We start from the raw sequence: 19,522 nt of genomic DNA, 5'->3' as shown, positions 1-19,522 counted from the left end.
AGCCTACTCAGCGCTGAGGAGGCCGGCTTGATAGACGTACACGACCGCCTGGACCCGGTCACGCAGCTGAAGCTTGGTGAGAATGCGGCGCACGTGGGTCTTCACGGTGGCTTCGGAGAGGAAGAGCCGGCCGGCGATCTCCGCGTTGGAGAGCCCTTCGGCGACGGCGAAGAGCACCTCGGTCTCCCGCTGGGTGAGCGGCTCACGGGGGACGCCGTCGTTGAGGGCGCGGGCGATGTCCTCCCCGCAGGGCGCCGCTTGATCAGGCTCGGCCGCGGGCTCTCTGCGGACGGGCGCGGCCGCTGCGGCGTCGGGCTGCCCTCTGCGGAGATAGACCTCGAGGAGGCGCTGGGTGATGCGTGGGGCCACGACGGCGTCCCCGTTGGCGACGGTCCGCACCGCCTCCACCAGGGCGGCGGGCTCCACGTCTTTGAGGAGGAACGCGCTGGCCCCGGCCTGCAGCCCGGAGAACGCGTACTCGTCGAGGTCGAAGGTGGTGAGGATGATGACCTTGGTGTCGGGGTGCTGCTCGACCACTCTGGCGGTGGCTTCGATTCCGTCCATCCGGGGCATGCGCACGTCCATGAGCACCACGTCGGGGATCTCCCCTCCGAGCTGGCCGAGCAGTTCGAGGGCTTCGGCGCCGTCGGCCGCCTCCCCCACCACCTGCAGGTCCTCCTCGCCTTCGAGGATCAGCCGGAACCCCATTCGCAGCAGGTGCTGGTCGTCCACGAGCGCGACTCTGATGCTCATGCGTCTCTCCTCCTCTGGGGCGGTTCGAGGACCGCCCGGACGGTCCACCCGCGGTACTTGCCGGGCCCGGCCCACACGGACCCGTTGTAGAACCCGGCGCGCTCCTGCATGCCGCGGATCCCCAACCCGGATCCTACCGAGGAGCGGGGACCGTCGGCGTCGGCGACAATGCCGTCGTCCGTGATGCTGATGATGACCTGGGCCGGGCCGGCAAGCCCCAGCGCTTCGGCCTCCTTCTGGCTGTATCCGTCCTCGGCGAGGCGCTGCCATTCCTCCTCGGTGGTGCCGGGGAGATGTTCGACGGCGGCTTCGACGTCGGTGACCTGCCGCCCGTATCGCAGCACGTTGGTCAGCGATTCCTGGATGATGCGGTGCACCGTGAGCCCGAATGCGGCATCCTCCGGCAGCGGCGGACCGGAGGTGCGTACCCGCAGGGGCAGCCCGGCCTGCCGAAATCCTTCGTAGAGCTCCTCGAGGGACTCGCGCATGGGCCGGCGGGCCTCACCGACGTCCTCCCCCTTCTTCAGCACTCCGATGACGCGCCGCATGTCTGCCAGCGCGGTTCGGCCGGTGGAGGACAGCTCAGTGAGGACCTCCTCGGCGCGTCCGGGGTCGCGGCGGCTGACCACTTTGGCCCCGTCGGCCAGGCTGATCATCACCGACAGCGAATGGGCGACGACGTCGTGCATCTCCCGGGCGATCCGGTTGCGCTCCGCCGCCTGCGCAAGCTCATGGCTGCGGGAGGCCCACTCGAGCATCTCCTGCTCGTGCCGGCGGGAGGTGCGGACCGCGGAGCCGATGGCTCCCGCGATGCCGGTGGAGAACAGCTGGACCACCACGATGACGGCTCCGAGACCCATGACGTTCTCGGTCGGCGCCATGTACACATCGGTCAGCCAGAAGCTCGGACCGTGCTCAGCAGTCCAGGCGTCCAGCCGGACGTAGCTGGCGTAGCCGAACACCGTGACCGGCACACCGGTGCCCACCGCCCAGATCAGGCCACGATGCAGGCCGATGCAGTAGGCGGCGAACCAGACGCTGAGCATCTGGGTGCCGTTCCAGGGGTAGAAGGCCAGCATCGCCGCCTCCGTCAGCCCAGCCGCGAGAAGCACCAGCAGCGGCCACCGGTGCCGGAAGCAGAGCAGCGCGGCGATGAGCAGGTGCCCGGGCAGCAGCCACCAGGCGCTCTGCCCCATGTCCAGGGCGGCGGTCGGAAGGGTCCACAGTGAGATGAAGAGGTAGATCCCGACGACGGCGGCGTTCATGCACCGGGGGTGGCGTCGGAACCACCCGCGGATGCCGGGCCGCCGGACGAGGGCGAGCTCCTCGAACCCGCTGGTGGGAGACGGCGGCGGCCGCTCAGACTCTGGCATGGGCTCCAGTATCAGGCATCGGCGCGGAGGAATCGGATCCAGCCGGCGATGGTCGGGACGACCGCCCAGACGAGCATGCCGAGCATCGCGACCGGCCTGCCCACCTCACGGTGCTCGTCGCCGAGGCGGACGAACTCGTTGAGGAAGAACATGTAGTGCCACTCGGAGAGCGACTGCACCCAGTCAGCCTGGGTGACCCCATACATCACTGCCAGCGCCAGGTCGATCACGAACAGCAGCACCGCCAGCACCACAATCCCGCCGGCGGAGGAGCGCAGCAGCAGGCCCAGTCCGAACCCGAGGGCCGCGGTGATGATCATCGCCAGCCAGCTGGCCCCGTAGATGATCGGCACGGTGCCGTCGGCGACGACGTCGAGGACGCCCAGCTGCTCGGTGATCAGTGCCGCAGTCAGGTGGCTGATCCCGACGATGACGGCCGCGGCGGCCGCGGTCATCAGCAGCACCGCCACCAGTTTGGCGGCGGCGAGCATCCCCCTGCGGGGCACCGCGGTCAGGGCGGAGCGGATCGAGCCGGTCGAGTATTCGGTGGTGACCGCGATGACGGCGAGCGCACCGAGCAGGATCATCGCGAAGTAGGTGCCGGCCATCGCGCCGTCAGCGATGTCGCTGGGGTGGCCGAGTTCGGCCTCGGCGGCCGCGCCGGTGAAGCTCCAGGAGACGGCCGCGGCCAGCAGCACGCTCAGGCCGACGGAGATGCCGGTGAGCCACCACGCGGTGCGCAGGGCGGCAAGCTTGCGCAGCTCGGAGACCAGCGCCCCGCCGAAGGTCAGCCCCGGCAGATCCGGATCAGGGGTGAAGGGCCGGACGGGCTCGTGGACGCCGCGGGCTGTGCGGTGGGGGCTCATCCGGCTCCTCCTGAACGGTATTCGACGTGCTCTCCGGTCAGCCTCATGTAGGAGTCCTCCAGCGAGGTCTCCTGCGGGGTGAGCTCGTGGAGCACCACCCCGGTGTCCAGGGCGCGGCGGCCGATGATGCGGGGGCAGACGCCGCTGACCTCGAAGGTCTCGGTGTCGAGGGATGTCAGGGTGACGCCTTCGCCGCTGAGCGCGTTCATCAGCGTCGCGGCCTCCTCGGCACGGACGAGGGTGCGCTGCTCCGCGCCGTCGCTGATGAGCTCGCCCATGGGTGCGTCGGCGAGGATCCGACCGCGGCCGAGCACGATCAGGTGGTCGGCGGTCTGGGCCATCTCGCTCATCAGGTGGGAGGAGACGAACACGGTGCGCCCTTCGGCGGCGAACTGCCGGCAGAGCTGCCGCACCCAACGGACCCCTTCCGGGTCCAGCCCGTTGACCGGCTCGTCCAAGACCAGTGCCGCCGGGTCCCCGAGGAGCGCGGCGGCGATCCCGAGGCGCTGGCTCATCCCCAGCGAGTACTGCCTGATCCGCTTGTTCGCCGCCGGCCCCATGCCCGTCAGCTCGATGACCTCCTCGACCCGGCCCGCGGGGATTCGGCAGGGGGCGGCGAGGGCCTTCAGGTGCCCGCGGCCGGTGCGGCCGGGATGGGCGGCGCCGGCGTCGAGCACCGCGCCCACATTGCGGATGGGGGCTGGGTGGCGCGCATACTCCATCCCGCAGACGGTGATGGAGCCGGACGTGGGCCGGTCCAGGCCGACCGCCATCCGCATGGTGGTGGACTTCCCGGACCCGTTGGGCCCCAGGAAGCCGGTGACCTGCCCGGGCTGCAGGGCGAAGCTGATCCCGTCCACCGCGGTGGTGGCCCCGTAGGTCTTGGTGAGGTTCTCGGCTGTGATCACGGCAACCACACTAGGTCCGCCCCCAGGGGGAGCACATCCCTCTCAGGGCTGATCTCAGGCCCGCTGATCTCGATCACATGAACCCGGTGGTGGCCCGCTCCAAAGCAAAGCTACGCCTTCTCCCTATACGTCCACGCCCGGACGGGGGCCTCCAGCGGGCCTCGCTTGAACTTCGCGAACCACAGGTGGGAGACCAGCAGCTGGGCCGCCCAGAGGGCAAGGACGATTCCGCCGACGGCGCCCGCCTCGAGCTGACCTGCCAGGCCCAGGCCGGGAGCGGCGAAGATCAGCATCAGCACCAGCGACTGCAGCAGATAGTTCGTCAGAGACATGCGCCCTGCGGGAGCCAGGAGCCTCACCAGCCAGTCGAATGCTCCGGAGCGGAACGCCAGCAGCAGCACCACCACGTATCCGAAGGACTGGATCGGCCCGGCCGCGAGGGCGAGAGCCTGACCCATCATCGCCCAGGCGCCGCCGTCGTGTCCGGCCGTGCCCGGCGGCCCCCACGCCAGCCACGAGCCGAGCCCGCTGACCAGCAGCCCGAATGCCAGTGCCGGCAGCGCCATCGCCAGCAGACGCCCGGTGGCGAACTCGCCCGCCAGCAGCCGCTCGATCAGCCGTGCGCGGCCGACCACCAGGCCCACAAGGAACGCGGCGAAGGCGAGGGGACCCTGCCCGAGCAGAATGTTGAAGACCATGACGATCCAGGCGATGAGCTGGTACAGCAGATAGGAGCCGATGGATCCGGTGTACGCCTCGGTGACGTCCTCGGCGCTCAGCCCGAAGTCGAACCCGCCGCCCATGGCGTCCCCGCCGGCGGCCGCGTCCATCATGGCCATGAGGGCGGCGCTGCCCAGCACCACTGCCATCACCAGCGCATAGAGGCAGCCTGCGATGATCAGTGCCGGCTTCGCGCTGATCCGGCGGACGGCGAGCAGAAGCATCCCGAGGATCCCGTAGGCGAGCAGGATGTCGCCGAAGAAGAGGAAGATCCCGTGCAGCGCGCCCAGCACGATCAGCGCCGCGGAGCGGCGCAGCGAGCGCCGGGCCTCGGAGGCCCCCGTCTCGGCGGCGCGCGCCCAGGCGAGCACAAAGCTCAGCCCGAACAGGAAGCTGAAGACCACATACGACTTGCCCTCGAACAGCAGGCTGGAGGTGAAGCGGACGACCTGGTCGGCGCCGGTGGGCTGAGCAGTGTCCAATTCCCCGGTGAGGGCTCCGACGATGGTGTCAGGGCGGGCGAAGAACCACACGTTCACGGAGATGATCCCCAGCAGCGCCAACGCCCGCAGCGCATCCACCGCATGCAGCCGGACGGGAGAGGCCGACGACGCCGGCGCCGTGTGGGCCTGTGCGCTCGTGGGTGCTCCGTTCTGACTCTCTTCATGCTCCGCGCTCATGCCCAAAACCTACTGGGATCGCCCGGTCGCTGCATCCGTCGCAAGGATGAGCAGCGCCCAGGTGCCTGGCGAGGACATACACGAGGCCGAAGGCATCTCTTCAGACGCGGACGATGTCGCGGGACGGGCGGTGCATGTCCCAGATGACCTGTGCGCAGATGTACAGGGTGCTGAGCATGTGCGCCGCCGCAGCGATGACGTAGAGGCTCTCGTCGAAGCTGTGCTGCGGCTCGGCGTCGCCGATGATGTTCGCCAGATGCATCCAGATCGCCCAGAAGTGCAGCAGCTGCACCGCATGCCAGATGATCACGTCCCGCATACGGGGTGCGGCCAGCACGATGAGCGGGGCAAGCCACAGCATGAACTGCGGCGAATACACCTTGTTGGCGATGCAGAACGCGGCGACGATCAGGAACAGCAGCTGCACCATCCGCGGCGGCACCGGGGCGGTCATCCCCAGCACGAACACCGCCGCGCAGCAGGCCAGGAACAGCAGGAAGCTGAGAGTGGACACCGTGTCGGCGTCCGGGCCCTGCTCGGCCAGGGTCTGCCACACGTGCCAGATGCTCGAATACCCAGCTCCGCGTTCGGAGGAGAACTCGTAGAACCTGACCCAGGACTCCCAGCTGATCAGCATCGCCGGAACGTTCAGCACGGCCCAGGCGGCCGCCCCCGCCGCCGTGAACCTCACCAGGCTGGCCAGGTCCGGGGCGTCCTCCGGGTGAGCTGCGGCGGCATCGTCCTTCCGCAGCTGCCTGCGCACCGCAAGGGTGAAGAGCGCGCCGAGCATGAATAGGGGGTAGAGCTTGAAGGAGGCCCCAACGCCGATCAGCAGGCCCGCCCAGGCCCACCGCTGCCGCTGAGCGAGAAGGATCGCCCCGGCGAGCGCCAGGGCGGGATAGATGTCCCAGTTGATCCCGATGCCGAAGATGATCGCTGGGGAGAGCGCAACGATCGCCGCGTCCCAGGGCCTGTGGCGGGCCGCCCGCATCGTCACCAGCACCAGGGCGAACCAGCACAGCGCAGCGGTGAGGAACGTGACGTCCCAGAACAGCAGCCCGGTGCGGTGCTCCCAGTAGCCGTCGGTGAGACCATCCAGCCCGTGCGTCACGCTGGCGGCCAAGGAGGCCAGCAGCATGGTCAGCACCGGGTACTCGAAGGTGCTCAGGTCCTCAAGGAACGGCGCCCATGGGGACTCGGCAAAGTCCCGGCCGCTCCACAGCGCGGCCACATCCGAATAGCAGCCGTAGTGGTAGACCTCCACTCCGCCCCAGCCGTTCGCCCGGCAGTGCTGCATGGACAGCGCCGACAGCAGGACCCCCACCGCGGTGAGGGCCAGGAGCACCCGCGGCAGCGTCCAGAAGCCTTCCCTCCGGGGCCCCATGCGCCGTCCCGCCGGGCCTCCCGCCCGGTCGGAGAGCAGCCGCACCACCGGGTCCGTGCGAGAGATCGGAGCGGGTCGCTGCATCACAGGCTCTTGCGGGCCCAATCCTTCAGGAGGGCGACGGCGTCGTCGTGCTCCATGGGGCCGTGCTCCATCCGGTGGTCCAGGAGGAACTTGTACGCCTTGCCGACGCTGGGCCCGGGGGGAATGCCGAGGATCTCCATGATCTGTTCGCCGTCGAGGTGGGGGCGGATCTTGGAGAGCTCCTCCCTCTGCTTCAGCTCGGCGATCCGGTCTTCGAGGTCGTCGTAGGCGTGGGCGAGCCGGTTGGCCTTCCGCCGGTTGCGGGTGGTGACGTCGGAGCGCGTGAGCCGGTGCAGCCGCTCCAGCTGATCCCCGGCGTCCGTGACGTACCGGCGGACGGCGGAGTCGGTCCACTCCTGCTCGCCGTACCCGTAGAACCGCATGTGCAGCTCCACCAGCTTGGTGACGGCTCTGATGCTGTCCTTGTCGAACCGCAGCGCCTGCATCCGCTTCCGGGTCATCTTGGCGCCCACGACGTCGTGGTGACGGAAGCTGACTGCCCCGCCCGGCTCGAACCGACGAGTCTTAGGCTTGCCGGCATCGTGCATCAGCGCCGCGAACCGGAGGATGAAATCAGGCGCCGGGACGGGGCCCTCGGCGTCCGTCTCAAGGTCAGCGGCCTGCTCAAGCACCTGCAGCGAATGCTGGTACACGTCTTTGTGGCGGTTGTGCTCATCATCCAGCCGCTTCAGGGCCGGGACCTCCGGCAGCACGATATCGGCGAGGCCGGTGTCGACCATGAGGTCGATCCCGGCCCGCGGCGACTGCCCGTTGATGAGCTTCACCAACTCCGCCTGGACGCGCTCGGCGGAGACGATCTCCAGGCGCCCCGCCATCTGAGTCATCGCCTCACGCACCTCCGGGGCGACGTCGAGGCTCAGCTGGGAGGCGAACCGTGCGGCACGCATCATCCGCAGCGGGTCATCCGAGAAGGACTCCTCCGGGGTCGCCGGAGTGCGCAGCTGCCTGCCCACCAGGTCCCGCACGCCCCCGTGCGGATCCACCAGCTCCAGGGAGGGAAGGCGCAGCGCCATCGCGTTGACGGTGAAGTCACGGCGGACCAGGTCATCGCCGAGATCCTTGCCGAATCGGACCTCCGGCTTCCGGGAGCCCGAGTCATAGGCCTCAGCCCGGTACGTGGTGACCTCGAGCTGGTAGTCACCCTCCGCGTCGGACTTCCGCAGGCCGATGGTGCCGAAGTCCCGGCCGATCTCCCACACCGCATCCGCCCAAGGGCGCACGATCCTGAGAATCTGGTCCGGCTGCGCGTCTGTGGTGAAGTCCAGGTCAGGCGAGAGCCGACCCAGGAACAGGTCCCGCACCGGGCCGCCCACCAGCGACAGCTCGAAACCGGCGGCCTCAAACCGATCGCCGAGAGCAGCAGCAGCATCCGGCAGGCGCGCACCGTCCGGGAATCCCTGGGGAAGATCAACCATGATGCAGAACAGTCTAGGGGTGCGCACAGGGCATCACGGCGCGCGGCATTCGACGTCGGAGGATTCCTTGTCTTCGAGCCGCGAAGCGGCCTCGTGCATGAGCAGACGTCGCCTGCTGCGCTCCCCGGCTCAGAAGCAATCCTCGTGAAACGGCCCACGGTTAAGGTAGAGAGTATGACTACGGCCGACGCGGGAGGTGAAGCGCAGACCCCCCTGACTGTCTCGATGGGCGCCCGCCGGGCGGCCACCTATCAGCAGGGTCCCGCGCGCGCCCGCCAGTCCGGCCAGATGCCCACCGTGGAGGAGGTCAGCGCCGGCGGAGTGGTGATCCGGCCGGCCTCCCGTGGGTTCGAAGCGGCGATCATCGCCCGGTACAACCGGGGCGGGCGGCTCGAATGGTGCCTGCCCAAAGGCCACCCGGAGGGCGCCGAGGACTACGAGCAGGCGGCCCTGCGGGAAGTGGCCGAGGAGACGGGGATCGAAGGCTCCATCCTGACGTCGCTGGGCTCCATCGAGTACTGGTTCACCGTGCCCAGCCATCGGGTGCATAAGACGGTCCACCATTTCCTGATGGAGGCAGTGGGCGGCGAGCTCACCATCGAGAAGGACCCGGACCACGAGGCGGTGGACGTCGCCTGGGTGAACCTTGACGAGCTGGACCGGCGGCTCTCGTTCCCGAACGAGCGGCGGATCGTGGGCGCGGCCAAGCAGGTCATCAGCGACACCGTCTGAGTGGCCTATAGTCGGCTCCGATGAGCCAACCCTCCCCTCCTGCCCACGCCCCGAAGAACGGGGTCGCTGCGGCGTCGACCATCATGGCGGCCGGCACTATGGTCTCGCGTGTGCTCGGGTTCCTCCGCAGCATGCTGCTTGCGGTTGCGATCGGCGGCACCACGCTGATCGTCGACATCTTTGAGCGGGCCAACACCATTCCGAACTCGGTCTACCTGCTGCTGGTGGGCGGCATGTTCAACATGGTGCTGGTGCCGCAGCTGATCAAGGCAGCGAAGAAGCCGGATCAGGGCGCGGACTACACTTCCCGGCTGCTGACGCTGAGCGTCGTGGTGATGTTCGTCTGCACCGCGGTGCTGACGGTGTGCGCCTACCCGATCCTGCGGCTGCTGACCCTGGGGTGGAGCGAGCCGATGCTGGCCCTGGGCACCTCGTTCGCCCTGTGGACGCTGCCGCAGGTGTTCTTCTACGGGGTGTACGCGGTGATCGGCCAGATCCTCAACGCGAACGCGAAGTTCGGCTGGTACATGTGGGCGCCGGTGCTGAACAACCTGGTGGCGATCACCATGCTGATCGGCTACATCGTGGCGTTCGGCCAGCATCAGGCCGGGGACGACGGGATGGCGGAGTGGACCACCACCCAGACGGTGATTCTCGCGGGCGGCCACACCCTGGGCATCGCCGCACAGGCCGCGATCCTCATCTGGCCGCTGAGCCGGCTGGGCCTGACGCTGCGCCCCAAGTTCGGGGTGCGGGGCATGGGGCTGGGCGCCACTGGCCGGATCGCCGCATGGACGCTGCTGACGATGACGATCGGCAACGTCTCCAACATCATCCACATCCGTCTGATCTCAGGCGCGACGGCGGCCCGTGAGGAGATGGGCGAGGACGGCGCCTCGGTGCCCGGCGAGTATGCGGCCAATATTGCTGAGCTCATCGTGCTGCTGCCGCACTCAGTGTTCGTGCTCTCGATTGCGACGGTGCTGTTCAACCAGATGTCCGACGCGATGGGCGAGGGCCGGGTGGATGAGGCGCGTGAGGTGATGAACCGGGGCCTGCGGATCTTCGCGATCCCCATCATGTTCTCCACCATCGCGTTCGTGGTGCTGGCCGGGGTCCTGGGGCGGCTGTTCGCCGGCGCCGCGGCAGACGCTGACATGGCGGCAGCGGCCATCGGGCAGCTGCTCATCCTGTTCGCGGTGGTGCTGCCCTTCCGCTCCGCCTCCCTGTATATGATGCGGACCTTCTACGCCGCTGAGGACGCCAAGACCCCCTTGAAAGTGACGCTGGTCACTATGGCCTTCGGGCAGGTCACCGCCCATGCCGCACTGCTGGTTGTTCCCTACGAGTCCATGCCCTACGTGGTCGTCGCCGTCTGGGGCGCGATGAACGTGATGCGCTACGGCTGCTTCCACGTGCTGGCCGCGCGCCGCTGGGGCAGCTTCGGCCTGCCCAGCATCATCACGGCCTACGTGAGCTCCGGCTGGGCCGCCGTCGCCGCCGGGCTCGCCGGCGGGCTGGCGGCGTGGGCGATGGGCGCCTACACCTTCGGATTCGCCTACGACAGCATCCTCACCGCCGCCGTCACCCTTTTGATCTCCGGGTCAGTGATGGCCGTGGTGTACATCGCGGTGCTGCGGGTGCTGCGGGTGCGCGAATTCCATGAGTTCATGGAGCCCATCGGCCGCCGGGTGCCGGCAGCTCGCCGCCTGGTTCGGCTGTAGGAGCGTCCCAGGGCGGTACGCTAAGGTTTTCAGGCTGTTCTGATGTCCGTCCCGCTAGTCCAAGGAGTGTCCGTGGCGAAGCCCTTCGGCGTCCGCGATGTGGTCGGCGGCCGCTACCGCATCACTCACCACGTGGTGACCTCCGCGGACCAGGACATCGTCTTCCAGGCCACCGACGAGGCGCTGGGCCGCGAAGTCTCAGTGCTGCTGGCCTCCCGCTCGAACGCTAAGCAGGTCGCCACCTCCGCCCGTGAGCTGGCCGCCGGTGAGCGCGACTCCGAGGTGGAGGTCCTGGACCTCGGACTGGCCGAGGACCGCACCTATCTGATCTCCACCCTCGTGGACCCCAACCAGCTGCTGGATCTGGTGGTCCCGGATGCGGCCCCCTTCGTGGAGCCCTACTTCACGGACTCTCTGGGGTCGGAGATCTTCGGCCAGTCCCGTGAGATGCAGCCGCAGACCTACGAGGACGACGCCGAGTACTACGCTCGTCTGCACGAGTCTCCCAACGCCCCGGCGCCGGGGTGGGCGAAGAAGCGTCTGCGGCGCGGAGAGGGCCGCCAGGGCCGGGAGCACAGTCCCCGCCGTCGGCCTTCGTTCCTGGACAAAGCAGGCCCCGCACCGACGGCCGCGGAAGCCGCTGCTGCGGAGAAGGCCTTCGTTCCCGAGCTGGGACTCCTCTCCGACCTGGATGAGGTCGAAGCTCCTGCGGAGAAGGACACCGACGAGACCCTCGAGGCAGCCTTCCGCCCTCAGAACGTCGGAGCCGCAGAGACTTCCGCGCTGACATCCTCAAATGACGCAGAAGGTGATGACAGCCGTGATGAGGAGGCGGCAGGCACTTTCGTCGAAGATGCCCCATCCCAAGCGATGACAGCCCTGCCCTCTGCCTCTCCGGCAGCCGATGCCTCCCTGAGAGTCGATGAGCTCGTCGCCGAAGGCGAAGAGGTCATCGACAACCCGCCGGAGAAGCCGGACCCCGGCTACAGCCGCACCGCAGCGCCCACCGGCCTGGACCATGACAGCCCCACCATGGGCGACGCCGAGCCGAGCAGCTTCACCAGTCTCATCACCTCCGCCCCCAAGGGGAGCCCTACCAGCTTCCCCTCTGCCGGCAGCCGCAGCAACGGCGGGCCCCGCCCCCGCCGAGCTGGCTCCGCCCCCGCCGAGAGCACAGACAGCGCCCCGGACCGTGCAGCTAAGCTCACCCCCGCACAGATGATCTCCGCCGGCGTCCTCGTCCTCCTCCTGATCCTTGCCGCCATCATCATCTTCTCAGCCCTGCAGGGCTGAGGCCCTCGCGCGGCGCGGGGGGTCACACCCCTGCCCGCACACGCCCCAGATGGAATAGGCTCCACAGAAAGAACTGTTGACTCAATGGCATTCCACGACCACCACGAAGGACACACAGCGTGACTGACCAGACTCCCAACCAGGTGCACGACGTCGTCATCGTCGGATCCGGGCCTGCCGGCTACACGGCCGCCATCTACACTGCCCGCGCCAACCTGAACCCCGTGGTGCTCGCCGGATCAGTCACCGCCGGCGGTGAGCTCATGAACACCACTGAGGTTGAGAACTTCCCGGGCTTCCCCGAGGGCATCATGGGCCCCGACCTGATGATGAACATGGAAGCCCAGGCCCGCCGCTTCGGCGCAGACATCCGCCATGAGGACGCCGCCGAGCTCAAGCTCGAAGGCGACATCAAGGCCATCATCACCGGCTCCGGCGAAACCCTTCATACGCGCGCCGTGATCCTCGCCACCGGCTCCGCCTACCGCGAGCTCGGCGTTCCCGGTGAGAAGGAGCTGTCCGGCCACGGAGTCAGTTGGTGCGCCACCTGCGACGGGTTCTTCTTCCGCGAGCAGCACATCGCGGTCGTCGGCGGCGGCGACTCCGCCATGGAAGAAGCCACCTTCCTCACCAAATTCGCATCCAAAGTCACCGTCATCCACCGCCGCGACTCCCTTCGCGCGTCCCAGATCATGGCCGATCGCGCCCACGCCAACGAGAAGATCGACTTCATCTGGAACCATGAAGTCACCCGCGTCGACGGTGACGGCAAGCTCAATCAGCTGGCCCTGCGCAACACCGAGACCGGCGAAGAGTCCACCCTGGACGTCACCGGCCTCTTCGTGGCCATCGGACACGATCCGCGCACCGGACTCTTCGCCGACCAGGTCGAGCTCACCGAGGACGGAACCGTGAACGTCGACGACCGCTCCTCCCGGACCTCACTGCCCGGAGTCTTCGCCGCCGGTGACGTCCTTGACCCTCACTACCGGCAGGCCGTCACAGCCGCGGGCTCCGGCTGCGCCGCCGCTCTCGACGTCGAGCAGTACCTCGCCTCTCGCCTGCCCACCACCCCCCAGCTGGCAGAAACCTCCTAAGAAAGGAACACAACATGTCAGAGCTGCAGACAGTCACCGATTCCAGCTTCGAGACCGCGGTCCTCCAGAACGACAAGCCCGTTCTGGTCGACTTCTGGGCCGAATGGTGCGGCCCCTGCCGCGCCCTCTCGCCCATTCTCGAAGAGCTGGCCAACGAGAACGAGGGCAAGATCGACGTCGTGAAGGTCAACGTGGACGAGAATCCTGCCACCGCAGCCAAGTACGGCATCACCTCCATCCCCGCCGTCTACGGCTTCAAGGGGGGCGAGCACGTCGTCTCCTCCATCGGCGCCAAGCCCAAGCCGGCGCTCGAGCAGGAGTTCGCTGACCTCCTGAAGTAGTTTCAATCTGTTGCGGGACGTGCCCCCGCAGTGATACCCCTCCTCCTTTGCGACGCCGCATGGCGGCTTCCGCCGGCAAGGGACACTCCGGGGATCACTGCGGGGGCACTTCTGTCTCGGCGCACGGATCCGCTGTCTGTGTGCGACGGTCGGGTGCTTGCTTGTTTCACGTGAAACGGCCCCGCCCCTTTTTGTGGGGCGGGGCCGTTCTGCGTTGTTGCCTACTTTCAGCTCTGGACGTGCAGGCCGAGCTGCTGGAGAACTCGTTCCAAGTCTTCGACTCCCGCAAAGTCGATGGCGATACGCCCCTTCCGAGCGCCGAGCGTGATCTTTACCTGAGTATCGAGCTGGTCGGTCAGTGCCTCTGCATACTCATCGAGCTGCTCATATCGGCTGCTTTGAGGGAGGCGGTCCGTTTCACGTGAAACGGGCTCGTGCGCCTGCTCGCTTCTCTTCTTCATGAGGGACGCCTGCTCTTCGGACGCACGAACCGACAGACCCTCAGCGACCACCCGTCCCGCGAGCTCCTCCATCTCCTCCTCCGTCTCAAGGGAGAGCAGGGCCCGTGCGTGCCCTGAGGAGAGCACGCCGGCAGCGACCCGACGTTGGGCGGCTGCAGGGAGACGCATCAGACGAAGGGTGTTCGAGATCTGGGGCCTGCTTCGTCCGATCCGCCTGGACAGTTCCTCCTGACTGATGCCGAAGTCATCGAGGAGCTGCTGGTAGGCGGCCGCCTCTTCCAGGGGATTCAGTTCGGAGCGGTGGATGTTCTCAAGAAGCGCATCCCGGAGAAGGTTCTCGTCGGCAGTGTGCCGGACAATTGCCGGAATCGTCTCTCGCGCTGCCGCCTGAGAGGCACGCCAACGACGCTCACCCATGATGAGTTCGTACATTCCTCCATCGAGGGGACGAACAACGATGGGCTGCAGAACCCCGATCTCTCGCACCGAGTGAACCAGCTCTGCCATGTCTTCCTCGTCGAACACCTGCCGGGGCTGTCGAGGGTTGGGCTGAATGTATTGCACGGGGACTTCGAGGAACTCTGCTCCCGCGGGCGATTCCGTTTCACGTGAAACGGGAGGCGTGTCGGACATGGAGCCGGCCCTACCGGGTGAGGTGGACGGCATCGCGGGCATCTCTGCGCGCTTCCTGCCATTCGCGCGGCTTACGGTTGTTCGATTGCGAGGAGCATCCGTTTCACGTGAAACCTTCTGGGTCTCGAGATGCGACTTGGCTGAGAAGAAGACATCGATCGGCCGCTCCGGTCGGTCGGCGGCTGCTTCCTGCGTTTCACGTGAAACAGGCTCTGCCGGGATCTCAGGCTCGACCGGCGCAACGGCATGGGCTGTCGCTCCGGAAGCCGACTGGTCTTCTCCGTCGGAGTTGATGAGTGCGCCGAGTCCACGGCCGAGGCCGCGTCGTTTCCGCTCTGCCATAAAAGCTGTCCTCCCCAGCGTATGAATGAATAGTGTCCATTCTATGTGCTAGGGGATGGTCCCCCTATGGGAGTTTCACGTGAAACGGGAAGGTCAGAGCAAGTGGAGACACAACCAGGCCCCGTTTCACGTGAAACGGGGCCGTCGGTCGATATCCGGCTTCACAGGAACATTTCAGCCGACGAACGGAGGTCCATCGGAGTGCTGAACGATTTCAGCCGCAGCTTCAAGATAAGCCAGTGCGCCGGTACTGTCCCGAGCATACGAGATGACGCTCTGCTGGTAGCTCGGTGCCTCAGCGATGCGCACACTGCGAGGTATTTTGCTCTCGAGCACCTCATCACCGAAGTAGTCCTTCACTTCGTGCACCACTTGGGCAGCAAGGTTCGTTCGTGCGTCATACATGGTGAGAAGAATGGTGGAGACCTGGAGCGCCGGGTTGAGGTGCTTCTGGATGAGATTGATGTTGTTGAGCAGCTGGCTCAGCCCTTCCAGTGCGTAGTACTCGCACTGGATCGGGATCAGCACCTCTTTGGCCGCGACAAAGGCGTTGACGGTCAGGAGGCCGAGGCTGGGCGGGCAGTCGATGAAGACGTAGTCCAGCCTGGGCTGGCCCGTCTCTTCGCGGTGACGGATGTACTCGTCGAGGGAACGTTGGAGTCGCTGCTCGCGGGCTACCAGGGAGACCAGCTCGATCTCTGCGCCGGCGAGGTGGATCGTTGCCGGAACCACCTGGAGGTTCTCGACGTCCGGGGAAGTGCCCACAACCTCTGCGATGGAGAGGTCGTCGATCAGGACGTCGTAGATCGAGTCCGTCTCTGCGCTGTGCGGGACGCCGAGTCCTGTGGAGGCATTGCCCTGCGGGTCAATGTCGACGACCAGCACGTTGAACCCGTGGTCAGCCAGGGCCGCGGCGAGGTTCACGGTGGTGGTGGTCTTTCCGACTCCGCCCTTCTGGTTGGAGACGGTGATGATGCGGGTGCTCTCGGGCCGCTCCAGGGACATCTCTGAGAGTCTGCGGCGTCGGCGCTGCTCGTCCTGCAGCTGTGCGGCCAGCGGGGATTCCGAGAGTGAATCAGTCATGACGACGAGTCTAAGTCAGTCGGCTGACACAGGCGTGCGTCGGATTCTCACCACGGTGGTGGGCTCCTCCAGGATCGTCTCGCCGAGCAGCTCGACTGCAGGGGGCTGGAGCTTGAAGCGACGAACTGCCTTGACCGCTGTGTCGATCTCGTCCGCGGCGCTGCGCCCCTTGATGAGCAGCAGCTGCCCGTCATCAGCGAGCAGCGGAGCTGTCAGGGGCACAAGCTTCTTCAGTGATGACACTGCTCGAGCGGTGACCACATCAGCCATCACCTCATCAGTGACTTCCTCCGCGCGGCCGCGGATCACATCCGCGTTGTCGAGACCGAGGTCGGCCACGACGGCCGAGAGCCAGTCGACCCGGCGCTCCATGGGCTCGATGAGGGTCATCCGGACATCGGGCCTTGCGATAGCCAGAGCAAGCCCCGGCAGTCCCGCCCCGGAGCCGACGTCGGCGACGTCGCCCCCTTCGGGGAGCTCCGGTGCCAGAGCTGCGCAGTTGAGCACGTGCCGAGACCACATACGAGGGACTTCTCGCGGGCCGAGAAGCCCATGATCGATCCCAGTGGTGCACAGGTGCCCCACGAAGCGTTCCGCAAGCGGAAGCCGGTCGCCGAACAGCTGCTCGGCGGCGGTTCGTTCCTGGGCGGTCAGCTCTGGTGCCGGAGTCTCGCTCATGAGGCAGAGACCACCACGTGACGCTTGCGGCCCTCGCCCTCGGAGCCTGAGGTCAGTCCGGCCTCGGCGACGAAGTCGTGCACGATCTTCCGCTCGAACGCAGTCATCGGGTCGAGGTGCACCTCCTCCCCGGTCTCCTTGGCCTTCTCGAGTGCCTCGTGGGCCTTGGCCTTCAGCTCCTCGTTGCGGGCGCTGCGGTGACCATTGATGTCGAGCACCAGGCGGGTACGCTCACCGGTGGCGGCGAGCACCGCGAGGCGAGTCAGCTCCTGGAGGGCGTCGAGGGCCTCGCCATCACGGCCTACGAGGTCCTGCAGCTCGGCGCCGCCGTCCTCAGCCTGAATGGAGATGAACGTCCGTTCGCCCCGAATCTCGATCTCGATGTCTCCGTCGAGGTCGACGATGTCCAGCAGCTCTTCGAGGTAATCGGCGGCCACGTCGCCCTCGTCGGGGGCTTCCTCATCGTCAGAGGCCGAGCCCTCGAGCTCTTCGACGTTCTCCTCGTTCTCGACGACGTGCGCCTCCTCGGGGGCCACAGTCTCATTGCCGTCGACCACAGGGTTCTCGGCGGGGTTCTCAGAGGTTTCCGTCATCGTTGTCCCTTTTTCTTCTTTTTCTTCTTACGCTTGCGGGCCGGCTGGGCCTGGGAGCCCTTGTGCTGGCCGGTGGGCTTCTTGGCCTCTTCTGCTGCCCTGCGGGCTTCCTCGCCGACGGGCGGCAGGCCCTTGGCCGCGCGGCGGAGGTTGAGCTCCTTCTCCGCCATGGAGCCTGGGGTCGGGTTGTTGCGGATGACCCACCACTGCTGGCCCATGGTCCACAGATTGGTGCAGGTCCAGTAGATGAGCACGGCCAGCGGGAAGTTCACGCCGCCGAAGATCATGGCCAGCGGCAGCACGTACAGCATGATCTTCTGCATCTGTGCCATCTGGCCGGTCTGGGCAGCCTCGGACATGTTCTTGGCCATCAGCTGCTTCTGGGTGAAGAATTGGCTGGCCACCATGGCGGCGGTGAGGACGCTGGCAAGGATGACGACGGAGACGACATCGCCCTGGGTGTTGGGGTCTCCCTGGACCGCGCCCCAGAGGACGTCGGACATGCCGACGCCGAAGATGGAGGAGCCGTCCAGGCTGGTGACCTCGTCCGGGCCGAGGGCGAAGTAGCCCTCCTCGTGGTACTCCTGCTCGCGCACCCGGTTCAGCATCCAGAACAGGGAGAAGAAGATCGGCAGCTGCGCGAGGATCGGCAGGCAGGTCATGAAGGGGTTGACTTTGTGCTTCTTGAACAGCGCCTGCTGCTCCTGCACCATCGCCTGGCGGGAGACCGGGTCCTTCTTGCCCTTGTACTTGGCCTGCAGCTTCTGCATCTCCGGCTGCATGGACTGCATGCCGCGCTGGGACTTGATCTGCCTGACGAACAGCGGGATCAGCAGGGAGCGGATCACCAGCACCAGCAGGATGATGGACAGGGTCCAGGTCCAGCCGGACGCGGAATCCATGCCGAGGAACTCGAGCACCGTGTGGGCGATGCTGAGGATGAATGACACGGCCCAGCTGAAGGGCCACATAATCGTGTCGAGGAAGTTCATATAACTCTCAAATGGTTGGCCCGGACCTCACTGCTTGGGACGCTGTCCGGGTGAAAGCTCGCAAAAGATCAGCCCTCAGGGTATCGGAAGTTCCTGCTGCCTACGGGCTGCTCGCATCGCGGTCGATGGGCGGGTGGTTAGTCTCTATGATCGCCGGGAGCTCTCCCGCGGGCCAAATCCGCTCAGCGCAGGGAACATGGTCGACTCCGCCGCCGGTGAAAGGGTTGCACCGCAGGATTCGCCACAGAGTCAGCGCGCTGCCCCGGATCAGCCCGTGGGCGGTGACTGCTTCAAGCCCGTAGGCCGAGCAGCTGGGGTAGAACGCGCACACCTGTCCGTAGAGGGGCGAGATGAGCTTCCTCCACATTCGGATGAACAGCACGGCGGGGTACGACGGCGCTCGGCGCGCCCGACCCCACCAGCTGCTGCGGATCTCCTCCTCAGTCGGGGGGTCTCCGGGGCGGCCGGGGAGCTCGCCCTGCTCCACGTAGAAGTCGCGGTGGCGCAGCCAAGCGGCGTTCTCTCCGCTGCTCACGGGGTCTCTCCGTGGCCGGCTCGCCTCAGGGCCCGCTTCAGGCCGCTCCGGAGGTCCTTGGCGAGCTTCTGGTGGTCGGCTTCGATGATCGGGGGCAGGGCCCGGACGACGACGTCGATCCGATGGCCCTCTACCTGCCGGGGCGGGAGCAGTTCGGCGCAGAGGTGACGCAGCCGGCGTGCGGTGCGGTGCCGGGCTACGGCGTTGCCGACGGCCTTGGACACGATGAACCCTGCACGCCAGGGAGGAGCCGGCTCCCCGGCGTGGTCCGCGGGAACCGCACGGACGGCGACCACGACGGTCTCTGTGCCGGCCCGGGCGCCGGCTCGCATGACTGCTTGGAAGTCCTGGGACTTCCGGATGCGGTGCGGGACGGGGAGCATGCTCAGAACACTAACGACCCGCCCCCTGTGCAGGGAACGGGTCGTTGAAGGCGTATGAAGGCGCTCAGGCGCTGAGCTGCTTGCGGCCGCTGCGGCGGCGTGCAGAGATGATCGACCGGCCCGCGCGGGTGCGCATGCGGGACCGGAAGCCGTGCTTACGGCTGCGGCGGCGGTTGCTCGGCTGAAAAGTCCGCTTGGTCATTGGTCTTCTCCCAAATGAGATGGCTGTGAAGTCTTCCAGGCTCCGCTCGGCGCTGGCCCATCCGCCTTCTCTGGCGTCAAGGCGCGCACATATCACAGAGCGACCTGTCAACACTACGCGCCACGGCATTCCAGAGTCAACTCCACAGGTTGTCAACATGGTTCCCACAGGCTTGTGCACAACCTGTGGAATACTGGCCGAGCACAACCCCCGGCCCTATAGCACAGAG

20 protein-coding genes are annotated in these 19,522 nt (G+C 67.0%); 5 read left to right on the top strand and 15 right to left on the bottom strand.

All coding sequences use genetic code 11. The features are described 5' to 3' along the window. Positions 1-3: 3 nt before the first annotated feature. The 7 genes from FWJ47_RS02700 to FWJ47_RS02670 all read right to left on the bottom strand — a co-directional run bounded on the left by FWJ47_RS02700 (position 4) and on the right by FWJ47_RS02670 (position 8,204). On the bottom strand, positions 4-753 hold the full coding sequence (locus FWJ47_RS02700) for a response regulator (RefSeq protein ID WP_147103732.1): 750 nt from the start codon (positions 751-753) through the stop codon (positions 4-6). Beyond that, positions 750-2,126: a sensor histidine kinase gene (locus tag FWJ47_RS02695; RefSeq protein WP_147103729.1), complete on the bottom strand. Its 1,377-nt coding sequence runs from the start codon at positions 2,124-2,126 to the stop codon at positions 750-752. The genes FWJ47_RS02700 and FWJ47_RS02695 overlap by 4 nt, the downstream gene beginning before the upstream one ends. Before the next feature lie 11 nt (positions 2,127-2,137). Next, on the bottom strand, positions 2,138-2,992 hold the full coding sequence (locus FWJ47_RS02690; protein ID WP_147103726.1) for an ABC-2 transporter permease: 855 nt from the start codon (positions 2,990-2,992) through the stop codon (positions 2,138-2,140). Continuing rightward, the gene (locus FWJ47_RS02685; RefSeq protein WP_147103723.1) at positions 2,989-3,900 is read right to left on the bottom strand and encodes an ABC transporter ATP-binding protein; all 912 of its coding nucleotides are present in this window, start codon (positions 3,898-3,900) and stop codon (positions 2,989-2,991) included. The genes FWJ47_RS02690 and FWJ47_RS02685 overlap by 4 nt, the downstream gene beginning before the upstream one ends. A 110-nt stretch (positions 3,901-4,010) precedes the next feature. Next, the gene (locus tag FWJ47_RS02680; protein WP_147103720.1) at positions 4,011-5,300 is read right to left on the bottom strand and encodes a DUF418 domain-containing protein; all 1,290 of its coding nucleotides are present in this window, start codon (positions 5,298-5,300) and stop codon (positions 4,011-4,013) included. Between the two features lie 100 nt (positions 5,301-5,400). After that, the gene (locus FWJ47_RS02675) at positions 5,401-6,768 is read right to left on the bottom strand and encodes a glycosyltransferase family 87 protein (RefSeq protein ID WP_147103716.1); all 1,368 of its coding nucleotides are present in this window, start codon (positions 6,766-6,768) and stop codon (positions 5,401-5,403) included. After that, positions 6,768-8,204 (bottom strand): CCA tRNA nucleotidyltransferase, encoded by a 1,437-nt coding sequence (locus tag FWJ47_RS02670; RefSeq protein WP_147103713.1) that lies wholly within the window; start codon positions 8,202-8,204, stop codon positions 6,768-6,770. Before FWJ47_RS02670 ends, FWJ47_RS02675 begins: the two co-directional genes overlap by 1 nt. A 225-nt stretch (positions 8,205-8,429) precedes the next feature. Between FWJ47_RS02670 and FWJ47_RS02665 the strand changes: the two genes are divergently transcribed. The 5 genes from FWJ47_RS02665 to trxA all read left to right on the top strand — a co-directional run bounded on the left by FWJ47_RS02665 (position 8,430) and on the right by trxA (position 13,391). After that, a complete protein-coding gene (locus FWJ47_RS02665) occupies positions 8,430-8,936 on the top strand; it encodes an NUDIX hydrolase (protein ID WP_147108805.1) in 507 nt (168 codons plus the stop codon). 20 nt (positions 8,937-8,956) lie between these two features. Beyond that, positions 8,957-10,660, top strand: coding sequence for a murein biosynthesis integral membrane protein MurJ (gene murJ / locus FWJ47_RS02660; RefSeq protein WP_147103710.1), 1,704 nt, complete (start codon positions 8,957-8,959; stop codon positions 10,658-10,660). 72 nt (positions 10,661-10,732) lie between these two features. Continuing rightward, entirely contained in the window at positions 10,733-11,953 is a 1,221-nt protein-coding gene (locus FWJ47_RS02655) for a hypothetical protein (RefSeq protein ID WP_147103706.1), read from the top strand. Between the two features lie 119 nt (positions 11,954-12,072). Beyond that, positions 12,073-13,050, top strand: a complete 978-nt coding sequence (trxB, locus tag FWJ47_RS02650) for a thioredoxin-disulfide reductase (RefSeq protein ID WP_147103704.1) — start codon at positions 12,073-12,075, stop codon at positions 13,048-13,050. A 14-nt stretch (positions 13,051-13,064) separates the two neighbouring features. Then, the gene (gene trxA, locus FWJ47_RS02645) at positions 13,065-13,391 is read left to right on the top strand and encodes a thioredoxin (protein WP_147103702.1); all 327 of its coding nucleotides are present in this window, start codon (positions 13,065-13,067) and stop codon (positions 13,389-13,391) included. A 227-nt stretch (positions 13,392-13,618) separates the two neighbouring features. Here the strand turns inward: trxA and FWJ47_RS02640 are convergent, their stop codons facing one another. From FWJ47_RS02640 to rpmH, 8 genes are all read right to left on the bottom strand, one after another. Then, a complete protein-coding gene (locus FWJ47_RS02640) occupies positions 13,619-14,827 on the bottom strand; it encodes a ParB/RepB/Spo0J family partition protein (protein WP_147103699.1) in 1,209 nt (402 codons plus the stop codon). 174 nt (positions 14,828-15,001) lie between these two features. Continuing rightward, positions 15,002-15,910 (bottom strand): ParA family protein, encoded by a 909-nt coding sequence (locus FWJ47_RS02635; RefSeq protein WP_147103696.1) that lies wholly within the window; start codon positions 15,908-15,910, stop codon positions 15,002-15,004. A gap of 15 nt (positions 15,911-15,925) precedes the next feature. Then, positions 15,926-16,588 carry a 16S rRNA (guanine(527)-N(7))-methyltransferase RsmG gene (gene rsmG / locus FWJ47_RS02630; protein ID WP_147103694.1) on the bottom strand — a complete coding sequence of 221 codons (663 nt, stop codon included), beginning with the start codon at positions 16,586-16,588 and terminating at the stop codon, positions 15,926-15,928. Further along, positions 16,585-17,181, bottom strand: a complete 597-nt coding sequence (locus tag FWJ47_RS02625) for a Jag family protein (protein ID WP_147103691.1) — start codon at positions 17,179-17,181, stop codon at positions 16,585-16,587. The genes rsmG and FWJ47_RS02625 overlap by 4 nt, the downstream gene beginning before the upstream one ends. After that, positions 17,178-18,173, bottom strand: a complete 996-nt coding sequence (gene yidC, locus FWJ47_RS02620) for a membrane protein insertase YidC (RefSeq protein ID WP_147103688.1) — start codon at positions 18,171-18,173, stop codon at positions 17,178-17,180. The genes FWJ47_RS02625 and yidC overlap by 4 nt, the downstream gene beginning before the upstream one ends. A gap of 100 nt (positions 18,174-18,273) precedes the next feature. Next, on the bottom strand, positions 18,274-18,708 hold the full coding sequence (gene yidD / locus FWJ47_RS12220) for a membrane protein insertion efficiency factor YidD (protein WP_246126131.1): 435 nt from the start codon (positions 18,706-18,708) through the stop codon (positions 18,274-18,276). After that, entirely contained in the window at positions 18,705-19,091 is a 387-nt protein-coding gene (gene rnpA, locus FWJ47_RS02610) for a ribonuclease P protein component (RefSeq protein WP_147103685.1), read from the bottom strand. Before rnpA ends, yidD begins: the two co-directional genes overlap by 4 nt. 64 nt (positions 19,092-19,155) lie before the next feature. Further along, positions 19,156-19,293, bottom strand: coding sequence for a 50S ribosomal protein L34 (rpmH, locus tag FWJ47_RS02605; protein WP_147103682.1), 138 nt, complete (start codon positions 19,291-19,293; stop codon positions 19,156-19,158). Positions 19,294-19,522 lie beyond the last annotated feature (229 nt).

The organism is Nesterenkonia populi (assembly GCF_007994735.1).
In the GTDB taxonomy this organism is placed as follows: Bacteria; Actinomycetota; Actinomycetes; order Actinomycetales; family Micrococcaceae; genus Nesterenkonia; species Nesterenkonia populi.
This window is presented reverse-complemented; position numbering and strand designations above follow the sequence as displayed.